Here is an 11,632-nt window from a genome sequence, read left to right as displayed (position 1 = left end):
CCGGCCGATCCACGGCGGGTAACGGAGGCGACGGCGCGGCCGGTCCGGCCCTCCGTCGCCTCCGCAGCCGGGCGTCAGCCGCCGAGCGCGGCCATCACGACCGCCTTGGCCTCCTCCTGTACCCGGGCCAGGTGGTCGGGGCCCTGGAAGGACTCGGCGTAGATCTTGTACACGTCCTCCGTGCCGGACGGGCGGGCCGCGAACCAGGCGTTCTCCGTGGTCACCTTGATGCCGCCGATGGCCGCGCCGTTGCCCGGCGCCTCGGTGAGGACCCCGGTGACCGGTTCACCGGCCAGCGTCTCGGCCGTGACCTGGGCCGGGGAGAGCTTGGCGAGCAGGGCCTTCTCCTCGCGGGTCGCCGGAGCGTCGATACGGGCGTAGGCGGGCTCGCCGAACCGGGCCGTCAGGTCCGCGTAGTGCTCGGACGGGGTCTTGTCCGTCACGGCCGTGATCTCGGAGGCGAGCAGGGCGAGCAGGATGCCGTCCTTGTCGGTGGTCCACACCGAGCCGTCCCGGCGCAGGAAGGAGGCGCCGGCCGACTCCTCGCCGCCGAACCCGATCTCACCGCTGATCAGCCCGTCCACGAACCACTTGAACCCGACGGGCACTTCGGCCAGCCGCCGGCCGAGGTCGGCGGCGACCCGGTCGATCATCGAGGAGGAGACGAGGGTCTTGCCGATGCCCGCGCCCGGAGCCCACTGCTCGCGGTGGCGGTAGAGGTAGGAGATGGCGACGGCCAGGTAGTGGTTGGGATTCATCAGACCGGCGTCGCGGGTGACGATGCCGTGCCGGTCGGCGTCCGCGTCGTTACCGGTGGCGACCCGGAACTCGTCCCGCTTCTCGATCAGCGAGGCCATCGCGTACGGCGAGGAGCAGTCCATGCGGATCTTGCCGTCCCAGTCCAGCGTCATGAACCGCCAGGTCGGGTCGGTGTACGGGTTGACCACGGTGAGGTCGAGACTGTGCCGTTCGGCGATGCGGCCCCAGTAGTCGACGGAGGCACCGCCGAGCGGGTCGGCGCCGATGCGCAGCCCGGACGCCCGGACGGCGTCGAGGTCGAGGACGCTGGGCAGGTCGTCGACGTACACGCCCATGAAGTCGTACCGGCCGGTGGTGGGCGCGGCGAGGGCGCGCTCGTAGGGCAGGCGCTGTACGTCCTTCATCCCGTCGGCGATGATCCGGTTGGCGCGGTCCTGGATCCAGGAGGTGGCGTCGGAGGCGGCGGGGCCGCCGCTGGGCGGGTTGTACTTGAAGCCGCCGTCGGCGGGCGGGTTGTGCGAGGGGGTGACCACGACGCCGTCCGCGAGGCCGGTCGCGCGGCCGCGGTTGTGGGTGAGGATGGCGTGCGAGACGGCGGGGGTCGGCGTGTAGCCGTCGGCGCTGTCGACCAGGACGGTGACGCCGTTGGCGGCGAACACCTCCAGGGCGGTGACCTTCGCGGGCTCGGACAGGGCGTGCGTGTCGGCGCCCAGGAAGAGGGGACCGTCGGTGCCCTGGCCGCTCCGGTACTCGCAGATGGCCTGGCTGGTGGCCGCGATGTGGTCCTCGTTGAACGCGGTCGCCAGTGACGACCCGCGGTGCCCCGAGGTGCCGAACGCCACCCGCTGGGCCGGGTCGGCCGGGTCCGGGTGCCGTGCGTAGTAGGCCGTGACCAGCCGGGCCACGTCGACGAGGTCCTCCGGAGCCGCCGGCCGGCCCGCTCGCTCATGCGGCATGAGTCCACTTCCTCCGCAGTCGTTGATCGATCGCTGGAGGCCCATCTTTCCTTGTCAGGGGCGGCGGACGCGAGTGCGGGACCGGCGTCGGCCCCGAAGACACAGCGGGTTCACGGCTGGTTCACGGCCCGCAGGATACGGCGTTCGTGCCGCGGCGGCCGGGCGGTCGGCCGAACGGCTCCCCGACGGGCGCGGCGGACGTTCCGGAAGGCCTCCGGGGCGACATACTGAACATCGGTCAACTCCCGCGCCCCCGGGGCACTCACGAGAGGCAGCACCCGTGGAGAACTCCCTCGCGCCCGCCGCTCAGGATCGCTACGACACCTATCTGAACCATGTGCGGAGCTGCCCCGACTGCCGGCCCGCGCGTTGCCGGACGGGGCAGGCGCTGGTGCGCGCCTACCTGGCGACCACCCGGGCGGAGCGGTCCGGCCCCCGCGGGCTCTGACTCCGGGCCGCGGTGTCCCCCGCCGGCGGGCGTGAGGCGGCCGGGACGCGGTGGCGGCAAAGCAGGCCGGCCCTCACGCAGCGCAGGCACTCGGCCTGAGGCGCGGCTGCCGTGCCCGAAGCGGACCGGCACTCCGGCGCGGCCCGGCCGGTCAGCTCCCGGCAGTCCGGATCGTGACGGTCCGCCAGCCGACCAGGGTCTCCAGCTCGCTCAGGAGCTGCTCTGGCCGCGGAGGCTGATGCGGCGTGGCCGGGGGTGTCCGGCCACTCGGGTCCTCCGCTCCTCGTCCTGCCCGTCCCTGCCTGATCGGTCGCGGTGCCCGCAGAAGGCGAGAGGGCCCCCGGATGGTTCCGAAGGGCCCTCGCGTGACGTGAATCGTTCAGTGAGCGGCGGGAACCGTCCGCCCGGCCGGGGCCTTCGCCGGCCTTGGGTTGAGCTGCCGATCCGCCAACTCACCGAAGAGCAGGCCGAATCCGCCCCACAGCACCAGCTGGACGGCCAGTGCCGAGATCCGGAACCGCCACAGCAGGGTGGCCGGGAAGTCCCTCGGCACCTCGTTGATGGCCGGCAGGAACTGGTAGGCGAGTCCGACGACCACGGCGAACGCGGCCACCGCGGCCATGGTCGCCCACCAGGTGCCGAGGCCCGGCTGCAGCCGCTTGCCGAGGATGGTGGCGGCGACCGCCAGCAGCACGCTGAGCACCATCATCAGGAAGTACAGCGTGGTCCGCTTGCCGATGGTGTCCGGGTCGCCCACCGACGGCGGGTTGGCCGGGTATTTCAGGAAGGGCACCACGTACACGGTGAGCAGCGCGCAGCCGGACAGCAGCAGTGCCGTCGCCCGTGGCGAGAAGCGGCCGACGCGCCCCAGGGCGAAGCAGTAGGCGAGGGCGGCGATACCGCCGAAGGCGACCCCGTACACCAGCACACCGGTGGCCAGGCCCGCGGTGGACTGCAGGGAGCGGGAGACGACCTCCATCTCGTGCTCGTGCGCGTGGGCGTCCTCGAAGCTGATCGCCTTGTCGACGTTCGGCTCACCGAGGAGATAGGCGACGACCAGGGCGAGCAGACCGGCCGCGAGGCCGGCGAGCATGCCCCGCACCAGGAGGTTTCTTACCGTTGCGGAGTTCATGAGCGTGCGGCGTCCCTCGCGTCAGTGGCAGGGGAAGCCGAGGAGGTGGCGGGCGTCGTGCACCCACTCGTGGACGTCGGTACCGCTGAACACGGAGGTGGCGCCCTGCTCGGCGCCGACGAAGTAGAGCAGGACGAGCATGAGGACGCCGAAGAAGACCGCCCAGGGAGCTATCGCGCTCAGCGGCAGCTTGGCGGGAACGACGGGGGTGGTGGCTGTCGGCTGCGCGACGGTCTGCGCCATGGCAGAACCTCCTCTGGGAGTTCGCGTCCCATCTCGGTGGAGCACTGGACGACGGCTACGGGTCTGACTCACGAGATCCCGGGGGCTCTCGCATACAGTGGCGCGACCGTGCCGGACTTGCACCGGCTTCCGTTCTGCCGTCGTCGATATCGGACCGACCGTACCGCGTGTCAGGGGCACGGCCAAGACCGCCCCACCAGCCGTGATCTTCATCTCGCGTCCGGCGGTCCGTTCCGGGCCCGCCGGGTCAGCGGCGGCGGAACCCGGCGGGGCCGGCGAGTCCCAGTTCGCGCTCGCCGAGCGGAGCGAAGAAGCGGGCCACCTCGGCGTCGGTGACCTCGGCGAGCGTGGCCGGGGACCAGCGCGGGTCGCGGTCCTTGTCGATGACCTGGGCGCGGATGCCCTCCACCAGGTCGGCAGCGGACAGGGCGGCGCAGGAGACGCGGTACTCCTGGTCGAGGACGCGCTCCAGCGAACCGAGCCGACGGGCCCCGCGCAGCGCGGCCAGGGTGACCTTCAGGGCTGTCGGCGACCTCGACAGCAGGGTCCGCGCCGCCTCCTTCGCGGCCGGGTCGCCGTGGGCGAGCAGGCGGCGGACGATCTCCTCGACCGTGTCGGCGGCGTAGCAGGCGTCGATCCACGCGCGCCGGCGGGCCAGTTCGCCCTCCGGCGCCGTTCGCACGTGCCCGGCGAGCGCGTCGCGCACCGGCCGCTCGGCGAGGTCGTCGATCAGCCGCTCGATCCTGTCCGAGGGCACGCAGTGGTCGGCCAGCCCGCACAACAGGGCGTCGGCGGCGCCGATCTGCCTCCCCGTCAGGGCGAGGTGGGTGCCCAGTTCACCGGGGGCGAGGGCGAGCAGGTACGTGCCGCCGACGTCGGGGACGAAGCCGATGCCCGTCTCCGGCATGGCGATCCGGGAACGCTCGGTGGCGATCCGGACGCTGCCGTGCGCGGAGACGCCGACGCCGCCACCCATGACGATGCCGTCCATCACGGCGACGTACGGCTTCGGGTAGCGGGCGATCCGGGCGTTGAGGCGGTACTCGTCGCGCCAGAACGCGGCGGAGGCGCTGCCGTCGCCGTCGCGGGCGTCGTCGTGGATGGCCCGGATGTCACCGCCCGCGCACAGGCCGCGTTCTCCGGCGCCGGTGATGACGACCGTCTCCACGGCCGGGTCGTGCTCCCACTCGGTGAGCGCCTCGGCGATGTCGAGCACCATGGCGTGGGTGAGGGCGTTGAGCGCCTTCGGCCGGTCGAGGGTGATGTGGGCCGCCCGGCCGGCGACGTGGAGCAGGACGTCGCTCATCCGGAGGCCTCCGTGCGGCCGCGGGCCAGGTCGACGCGCATGATCTCGTTGTTCCTTCCGGGATCCGGTGGACCCGCAGGCCACGGTTGGTCCTCCCGATACCGTACGCGTGCGGCCGCCGCGCACCGGCACGGCACCCGCGGACCCCGCCCGAGGGGGCCGCCCTCGGGCACCTCCGCGGGACTCCCGTCTCCCGCCCCGCGCACGCTGGTTACGATCATCGGCGGCACGGACACCGGCACGAAGGGAGGCTCCACGATGACGAGCGAGGGGACCGTCGTGCTCGACGACCCGGTGGGCGCGTCCCTGAGCGGCCGCCACGCGCATCTGGGCCGCCGCCTCGGCCGGGCCGCGACCTATCAGCCGGACGTCGCGACCTTCTCGTCGGTGTCCGCCGATCCCGGGCCCGAGGACTGGACCGATCTGGCCGAACTGCTCGGCCCGGGCGCGTTCGCCGACATGTTCAACTGCCCGGCGCCGCCACCGCCGGACTGGGAGCCGGTCTTCGTCCTCGAAGGCCGGCAGCTGGTCTGGCCCGGCACCGGCCGGCCCGCACCGGCCCTCGTCCCGGGCGGTGGCGACCTGGTCGAACTGAACGCGGCCGACGTCCCCGAGATGCTCGCGCTCGTCGCCAGGACCGAACCGGGGCCGTTCCGGCCGCGCACCCGTGAACTCGGCAGCTACCTCGGCATCCGCGACGGGGGCGTGCTGGTGGCCATGGCCGGCGAACGGCTCAGGCCGCCGGGCTGGACCGAGATCAGCGCCGTCTGCACCGCCCCCGAGGCCCGCGGCCAGGGCCATGCCGCCCGCCTGGTGAGCACCCTCGTGGCACGCGTCCTGTCCCGGGGCGAGCGTCCCTTCCTGCACGCGGCCGAGTCGAACACCCGCGCGCTCGCACTCTACGAACGGCTCGGCTTCGAGAGCCGCAGGCCCGTGACCTTCCGCGGCTTCCGCACCCCGTGACGCCTCCCCGGCCCTCGGCCACTTAGGTGCACTGTGCACTTTCTCACCCGCCGCGCGGGCGCGGATACCGCTAGCGTCCGAGGTGCACACCCCGCGAGGAGAGGCGTCCGTTGTCCATCCCGACCGTGTCCCAGGGCAGTTACTTCGAGGCCGTCGGCGGCCACCGTTACAAGCCGACCCCGCACGCGGGCGGGGCCTGGGCCCCGGACGAACAGCACTTCAGTCCGTTGTCGGGGCTCGTCGTGCACGCCCTCGACCAGTACCGGGCCGCGGGAGCGGACGACGGTCTGCTGCTGTCCCGGATCAGCTACGACATCCTCGGCCGCCTGGCCCTGGACGAGTGCGAGATCGAGGTGGAGACCGTCCGTCCGGGGCGGACCATCGAGCTCCTCGAAGCGGTCGTACGGATCTCCGGCCGCTCGGTCCTGCGGGCCCGCGCCTGGTACCTGGCGGAACTCGACACCGCCGCGGTCGCCGGCGGCCCCGACGACCGTCTCGTCCCGCCGGACTCCCTCGCCCCGTGGCCGGCCGCCGAGCTCTGGCCCGGCGGCTACATCGACTCCGTGGAGATCCGCCCGGTCGGACCGCGGCGCCCGGGCCGTACGGCGGCCTGGATCTCCTCGCCGGTGGAGCTGGTCGCCGGCGTTCCGGTCAGCCCGCTCGCCTCGTACCTCACCCTGGTCGACACCGCCAACGGCATCGCGGTGCGGCAGCCGCCCGGCGAGTGGATGTTCCCGAACGTCGATCTGACCGTCCACCTCCACCGTCAGCCCCGGGGCATCTGGACGGGGTTGGACACCAGGGTCACCTTCGGCCCCACCGGGCAGGGTCTCACCAGGACCGTCCTGCACGACGTGGACGGCCCGGTCGGACACGCCTCACAGATCCTGACGGTCCGGCCGCTGACGGGGCACTAGGTCACCTGGCCGCGGCGCGCAGCTGGGCGCCCTTGATGGACAGCCGGCCGCCGCGCTGCACGACCTGGGTGACGGTCGCGGAGACGAGGGTGATCGTGCGGGTCCGGGTGGCGGGGTGCGCGAGCCAGCGGGGTACGGCGCCCGGCGTGACGGTGACGGTACGGTGCGCCGGGAGCCGGCCGCCGCCGAGGCCCGTGACCCGGCCGGACAGCTTGCGTACGTAGAGCGTGACCACGCCGTCCGCTCCCAGGCCCCTGACCGTGGCGGTCGTCTCCGGTCTGGCCCGCAGGCGCAGCGCCGCGCGGCCCCGCCCGGCCGTCAGGTCGAGATCGACGGCGTCCAGCGACCGTACGGTGAGCCGGAGCGTCCGGACGCTCCCCGTGGCGGTGTGCACCGTGGCCGTCCCGTGGAACCTGGCGCCACGCAGCACGAGACGGTCGGCACGCAGCACCAGGGTGCCCCTGCCGGTGCGGGGCGGCGCACCGGGCCGCGATGCGTCGGCGGGCGCCGTGGAGCCGCTCACCGCCGGGTACAGGGACAGGCAGGTCACGGCCATCGCGCAGGCGAGCGGCCGGAGCGCCCGGGCCAGGACGGAACGGGTCGTGCCCGCGCGGCGCGGGCGGCCGGGCCCGCCGGTGGGCACGGGCCGGCCGGTGCGGTCGTCAGCGGCCGCCACGTCGGCCCTCCGGTGCCGCGACGGCGGTGGTCGCGCCGTCGTCCGGCGGTGTCGGCTGTCCCTCGGCCGCGGGCGGCAACCAGGCGCAGGCCAGGGAGCCGCCGATCAGGCCGGAGGCGACGCCGAGGAAGAGGCCGCCGAAGTTCGCGACGGGAAAGGAGAGGATCGCGAGCAGGAGGGTGGCGATACCGGCGAAGACCCGGAGGTGGGGACGGCAGCACAGGGCGATCCCCAGGACCAGGAGCAGGGTTCCGATCACCAGGGCGCCCGCACCCGATGTGGTCGACAGGGCGAGCGGGATCCCGGCCAGGTCCAGTCTCGCGAAGGGCCAGTAGAGGATGGGCAGTCCGGCGGTGAAGGTGAACAGCCCGGCCCAAAAGGGCCGTTCGCCGCGCCAGGTGCGGAACCTGTGGCGGAACTCCGGTGCGGCGGAGACCAGTTCACCCGGCCTGCCGAAGGGGCCGATCATCACGCGCCCCGTCCTGATCAGTGATGTCACCGTCCGCCGGGTCAGGGGCATGAGTGCTCGCCCGCTTCGATGCGGATCCGCAGACCCGGGATGTTGAAGGTGCCGGCGGACACCGCGACCGCGTTCACCCGTACGTCCGTCAGGGTGACCGACGTGGACTGGAGCCCGACGCCGTCCGGGTTGAAGAACCGGGAGTCCCGGTCTCCGGACCGGACCGGGCCCTTGGAGATGGCGCCCTGGGCGACACCGATGTCGAGTCCGGTGAAGTTCGCCTGCGCGACGGCTTCCGCCGTGGCGTCGAGGAACAGGTCCGACGCCAGTACCAGCCGCTTGTCGCCTCCGCTGATCAGCAGGGTCTGGGGGCCCAGCACCGGAACGTCGACCGTGATGGCCTCGCACAGGCCGCTGATCGTCGCGTGCCGGAAGCCGGTGACCACGACGGGGATGAGTTCGCGCTTCCTGGTCACGTCGATCATGCTGTAGAGGCTGACCCCACGGGCGTTCAGGGAGTCGGCGGTGACCTGGAACTTCTGGCCCGAGACGAGGAACGAGGCGGCGAGGACGCCCTCTGCCATGCCGATGCCGAGGGCCGCGCAGGCGGCGACGGCGGGCACCAGGACCACCCCGAAGAGCCGCCAGCGGGTTCTCCCGGCGCGGTGCGACATCCCGTCTCCTTACCGTCGTGAGGTCACAGCCCCACCCTTCCGGACGAAGTGAGAGATGTCCCTTTTGTCCGCTGTTGGATCCTAGGCTTCCGGGTCGGGCGACCGGCTGCACGCCAGGCCCGCCGTACGAGTGATGCAAGTTCTGCTGCGCCCTTCGGGCGACGGGGCGGCGGCCGTCCGGGGTGCGACCAGGCCTGCGGGCCTACGATGCGGGTCAAAGCCCCATGGCGCGGAGCAGCCCGGCCCCTGTCGGTCCGTGGACGGCTTCACCGGCCGCGCGCCGAACCGGCCTGGGTGGACGGGCTCGCAGGAGCCCCGCGGACAGCGCGGGCCACCGAGCCGCGGGCCGGCGTTCTCGGCGAACGGCCCGCCACGGACGGGGAGCCGGCGCTCACGTAGCTCGTGGCGGTGGCCGGCGCCACGGGCCTGCGGTGCACGGCACGGACCGGGACGGCCAGCAGCCACCAGTACTCGGCGAGGCCCGGTGACCAGAAGGCCACCGGGATCGCCGTGGCGAAGACCAGGAACAGCAGCAGGTTGCGGCGGACCGTCGCCCTCAGCCGCCCGGGGTCCGCCTCCGGGACGGCCGGCGCGGGCGCGGTGAGCAGCCGCAGGTTCATCGTCCACAGGAGGCCGATGGACAGGGCGATCGCGCCCGAGTAGCAGGCCGTCGCGGTGGCCGTCCGGCCGTACTCGCTGGGCAGCTTGGCCGGGAAGGACAGCGCGGCCACGACCGCGAGCAGGGCGAAGTACAGGTAGAGCAGGGAGCGGTCCACTTCGGCGATCAGGGTGAACAGCGCGCGCTGGGTCAGCCGGAGCACACCGATGACGGCGAAGCTCAGCAGGTACGCGCCGACCGCCGGGAACACCTCCCGCACCGCGTGGGCCACTTCGGATTCGGACAGGCCCTCGGGGACGTTGATGTCGAGCGCGAGCAGGGTGATGGTGACGGCGAACACGGCGTCGCCGAGCATGGCCGGCCGTTCCGGCGCCACGGAGGCCTCGCCGCGGCGGAGGGCGAAGGGACGGGGTTGCTTCACGGAGGCGGCACCACGGCGTTCCTCGGCGTACGGGACGACGGAAGGATCACCACACCGCGGTGTACGCCGAGAGCGCGAAACGGCCCGGGTACGGCACTGCCTTGGCCAACGGCCGTGCCGCACCCGGGCTCACGGGACGGTGCGCGTCAGCCGATGATGCGGTGGGTGGTCCAGAACGACGTCAGGTCGGTGGTCGTGGCGGCCTGCGCGGCGGCCTTGAACTCGGCGGTGGTCGAGACGCCGTACCAGTGCGACGTGGCGTAGTCCTTCAGGAGTTTGGCCATCACCGTGTCACCCAGGGTGCGGCGCAGATCGTGCAGGGCGCACTTGCCGTAGCCGTAGACGACGGTGGAGTAGCGGGACGAGTGGGCGTCCCAGTAGGCCATCGAGTTGGTGATGTTCTCCGCGGACGAGGCCCAGGAGACGCTGTTCCAGCAGTTCGTGCCGGTGCTGCCCAGGGCCAGATCGGTGGCGTAGTCGGTGAACGCCTCGTCCAGCCACGGGCTGTTGTACTCGTCGTCGCCGACGATGCCGTAGAACCACTGGTGGCCGATCTCATGGGTGAGTGCCGTGGTGCTGACCAGGTCGAGGACGAAGCCCGGGTACTCCATGCCGCCGAACCAGAAGTTGTTGTCGATGACGGCGTCCAACTCGCCGTACGGGTAGGCGCCGAAGCGGCCCGCGTGGGCGTCGACAGCGGTCTTCGCGGTGGTGAGCATGGACTGCGCGCTGGACGAACTGATGCCCGAGACCGAGTAGATGTTGATCGGGGTGCCCGCCGTCGAGGTGCCCGAGATCTTGGTGAACGGCCCCGCCGCCCACGCGAAGTCGCGGACCTTGGACGCGGTGGCCGTGGTGACCGTGCGTCCGCTGGTGCCGGGGGTGTCGACCGAGGTGCCGGTGGCCGGGACCAGCAGGGTGGTCGGGTGGTCGAGGGTCACCTTGAAGTCGGCGGCCAGGGAGTAGAAGGACTCGCCGTTGTTGGTGTACGGGTCCAGGTGCCAGCCGGAGCCGTCCTTGACGGCGAGGACCGGCAGCGCGTTGCCGATCATGTTGAAGGCGCCGTCGTGGCCGAACCGGTCGGCGCCGCTCGGGACGGTGATCCCCAGGTCGAAGCCGATCGTGGCCGTCTGGCCCTGCGCCAGCGGGGTCGGCAGCGCGATCTGGAGGGCCGTGCAGGCCACCGAGAGGGCGCCCGCGGTGCCGCCGGTGACATTGGTGACCGTGATCGGCGGCGCGGAGCAGGTGCCGTGGTAGTTGTCCCACAGCCGCAGGTACACCTCGGTGAGCGGGGTGGCCGAGGCGTTGGTGAAGGTCGCGCTCTCGTGTCCGGTCCAGACGGTGCCGGCGGTGTTGCTGCTGAGACCGACGGTGTACGACGGGGCGGCCGGCGTGCGCGTCGAGTCGGCCGGCGGGGTGGTGCCGCCGGAGGCGTCCAGGGCGATGTCGTCCAGGACGAAGCTCGTCTGGAGGCTGGAGTCCTCGGTGCCGGTGAAGGCGAGGTTCACGGTCTGGCCGGCGAACGCCGACACGTCGAAGGACTTCTGGACGTAGCCGGTGGCCTTGTTCAGGTTCGAGTACGTCGCCAGGGTCGTGCTGCCGATCTTCGCCGTGAGCTTGTCGTACGCGGTGGACGAGGTCGTCTCGGTGGTGTCGATGTGCATCCAGAAGGTGAGGGTGGCGGAGCAACCCGAGGGTATGGTCACGCTCTGCGAGAGCGTGTCGGTGTGGGTGCCGCCGGTGCCGTCCAGCCAGGCGAAGCTGGTACCGCCGTGGGCGGACTGGCCGGAGCGGCTGGTGATCACGCTGCTGGACGACTGGGTCCAGGGCGAGGTCCCGCTCTCGAAACCGCCGTTGGTGATCAGCTGACTCGCCGTGCAGGCGTCGGCGGTCGTCCCGGCGGCCGACGCCGGGGCACCGGGGAGCAGGGCCGCGGCGAGGGCGGCGACGGCCAGCGCGCTGACGGCGAAGGCCTTGTGGGGGGTCGGTCTCACACGAAACTCCTTTACGGCGGCCGGGGTCCCGGCCTGCTCGGTGACCGTCCGTCCGGCTGGGGTG

12 protein-coding genes and 1 riboswitch are annotated in these 11,632 nt (G+C 72.5%); of the genes, 3 read left to right on the top strand and 9 right to left on the bottom strand.

Annotated features, from left to right (window positions below; all coding sequences use genetic code 11):
• Nucleotides 1-74: 74 nt before the first annotated feature.
• On the bottom strand, nucleotides 75-1,715 hold the full coding sequence (gene pgm, locus ACZ4O3_RS23110) for a phosphoglucomutase (alpha-D-glucose-1,6-bisphosphate-dependent) (protein ID WP_384999427.1): 1,641 nt from the start codon (nucleotides 1,713-1,715) through the stop codon (nucleotides 75-77).
• Between the two features lie 280 nt (nucleotides 1,716-1,995).
• On the opposite strand from pgm, the gene ACZ4O3_RS23105 reads away from it, so the two are divergent.
• Nucleotides 1,996-2,163 (top strand): hypothetical protein, encoded by a 168-nt coding sequence (locus ACZ4O3_RS23105; protein ID WP_467723974.1) that lies wholly within the window; start codon nucleotides 1,996-1,998, stop codon nucleotides 2,161-2,163.
• 379 nt (nucleotides 2,164-2,542) lie between these two features.
• Here the strand turns inward: ACZ4O3_RS23105 and ACZ4O3_RS23100 are convergent, their stop codons facing one another.
• From ACZ4O3_RS23100 to ACZ4O3_RS23090, 3 genes are all read right to left on the bottom strand, one after another.
• On the bottom strand, nucleotides 2,543-3,295 hold the full coding sequence (locus ACZ4O3_RS23100; protein ID WP_467723972.1) for a CbtA family protein: 753 nt from the start codon (nucleotides 3,293-3,295) through the stop codon (nucleotides 2,543-2,545).
• 21 nt (nucleotides 3,296-3,316) lie between these two features.
• The gene (locus ACZ4O3_RS23095) at nucleotides 3,317-3,538 is read right to left on the bottom strand and encodes a CbtB domain-containing protein (protein WP_360238136.1); all 222 of its coding nucleotides are present in this window, start codon (nucleotides 3,536-3,538) and stop codon (nucleotides 3,317-3,319) included.
• A gap of 36 nt (nucleotides 3,539-3,574) precedes the next feature.
• A riboswitch (cobalamin riboswitch) is annotated at nucleotides 3,575-3,713 on the bottom strand.
• 72 nt (nucleotides 3,714-3,785) lie between these two features.
• Entirely contained in the window at nucleotides 3,786-4,844 is a 1,059-nt protein-coding gene (locus ACZ4O3_RS23090; RefSeq protein WP_362729313.1) for an enoyl-CoA hydratase/isomerase family protein, read from the bottom strand.
• Nucleotides 4,845-5,102: 258 nt separating this feature from the next.
• Here ACZ4O3_RS23090 and ACZ4O3_RS23085 point away from each other — a divergent pair, with 258 nt between their 5' ends.
• Together ACZ4O3_RS23085 and ACZ4O3_RS23080 are read left to right on the top strand one after the other, a co-directional pair.
• Nucleotides 5,103-5,807, top strand: a complete 705-nt coding sequence (locus tag ACZ4O3_RS23085; RefSeq protein ID WP_467723970.1) for a GNAT family N-acetyltransferase — start codon at nucleotides 5,103-5,105, stop codon at nucleotides 5,805-5,807.
• A 125-nt stretch (nucleotides 5,808-5,932) separates the two neighbouring features.
• Nucleotides 5,933-6,724 carry a thioesterase family protein gene (locus tag ACZ4O3_RS23080; protein ID WP_467724065.1) on the top strand — a complete coding sequence of 264 codons (792 nt, stop codon included), beginning with the start codon at nucleotides 5,933-5,935 and terminating at the stop codon, nucleotides 6,722-6,724.
• A gap of 1 nt (nucleotide 6,725) precedes the next feature.
• Here the strand turns inward: ACZ4O3_RS23080 and ACZ4O3_RS23075 are convergent, their stop codons facing one another.
• The 5 genes from ACZ4O3_RS23075 to ACZ4O3_RS23055 all read right to left on the bottom strand — a co-directional run bounded on the left by ACZ4O3_RS23075 (nucleotide 6,726) and on the right by ACZ4O3_RS23055 (nucleotide 11,568).
• Nucleotides 6,726-7,400: a hypothetical protein gene (locus tag ACZ4O3_RS23075; RefSeq protein WP_467723969.1), complete on the bottom strand. Its 675-nt coding sequence runs from the start codon at nucleotides 7,398-7,400 to the stop codon at nucleotides 6,726-6,728.
• Nucleotides 7,387-7,869: a DUF6114 domain-containing protein gene (locus tag ACZ4O3_RS23070; RefSeq protein ID WP_467723967.1), complete on the bottom strand. Its 483-nt coding sequence runs from the start codon at nucleotides 7,867-7,869 to the stop codon at nucleotides 7,387-7,389. The genes ACZ4O3_RS23075 and ACZ4O3_RS23070 overlap by 14 nt, the downstream gene beginning before the upstream one ends.
• A 41-nt stretch (nucleotides 7,870-7,910) precedes the next feature.
• Nucleotides 7,911-8,534 (bottom strand): DUF6230 family protein, encoded by a 624-nt coding sequence (locus ACZ4O3_RS23065; RefSeq protein ID WP_362728458.1) that lies wholly within the window; start codon nucleotides 8,532-8,534, stop codon nucleotides 7,911-7,913.
• A 266-nt stretch (nucleotides 8,535-8,800) separates the two neighbouring features.
• Nucleotides 8,801-9,574 carry a TMEM175 family protein gene (locus tag ACZ4O3_RS23060; RefSeq protein ID WP_467723965.1) on the bottom strand — a complete coding sequence of 258 codons (774 nt, stop codon included), beginning with the start codon at nucleotides 9,572-9,574 and terminating at the stop codon, nucleotides 8,801-8,803.
• 146 nt (nucleotides 9,575-9,720) lie between these two features.
• A complete protein-coding gene (locus tag ACZ4O3_RS23055; RefSeq protein ID WP_467723964.1) occupies nucleotides 9,721-11,568 on the bottom strand; it encodes a M1 family aminopeptidase in 1,848 nt (615 codons plus the stop codon).
• Nucleotides 11,569-11,632 lie beyond the last annotated feature (64 nt).

The organism is Streptomyces sp. NPDC026515 (assembly GCF_055567595.1).
Note: the sequence above shows the minus strand (reverse complement) of the source record. Positions and strands in the feature narration are given on the sequence as shown.

What these genes read in the sequence shown, in the direction of transcription:
- ACZ4O3_RS23095 (WP_360238136.1), bottom strand. Translation starts at nt 3,538, where the DNA reads ATGGCGCAGACCGTCGCGCAGCCGACAGCCACCACCCCCGTCGTTCCC.
- pgm (WP_384999427.1), bottom strand. Translation starts at nt 1,715, where the DNA reads ATGCCGCATGAGCGAGCGGGCCGGCCGGCGGCTCCGGAGGACCTCGTC.
- ACZ4O3_RS23070 (WP_467723967.1), bottom strand. Translation starts at nt 7,869, where the DNA reads ATGATCGGCCCCTTCGGCAGGCCGGGTGAACTGGTCTCCGCCGCACCG.
- ACZ4O3_RS23090 (WP_362729313.1), bottom strand. Translation starts at nt 4,844, where the DNA reads ATGAGCGACGTCCTGCTCCACGTCGCCGGCCGGGCGGCCCACATCACC.
- ACZ4O3_RS23085 (WP_467723970.1), top strand. Translation starts at nt 5,103, where the DNA reads ATGACGAGCGAGGGGACCGTCGTGCTCGACGACCCGGTGGGCGCGTCC.
- ACZ4O3_RS23065 (WP_362728458.1), bottom strand. Translation starts at nt 8,534, where the DNA reads ATGTCGCACCGCGCCGGGAGAACCCGCTGGCGGCTCTTCGGGGTGGTC.
- ACZ4O3_RS23100 (WP_467723972.1), bottom strand. Translation starts at nt 3,295, where the DNA reads ATGAACTCCGCAACGGTAAGAAACCTCCTGGTGCGGGGCATGCTCGCC.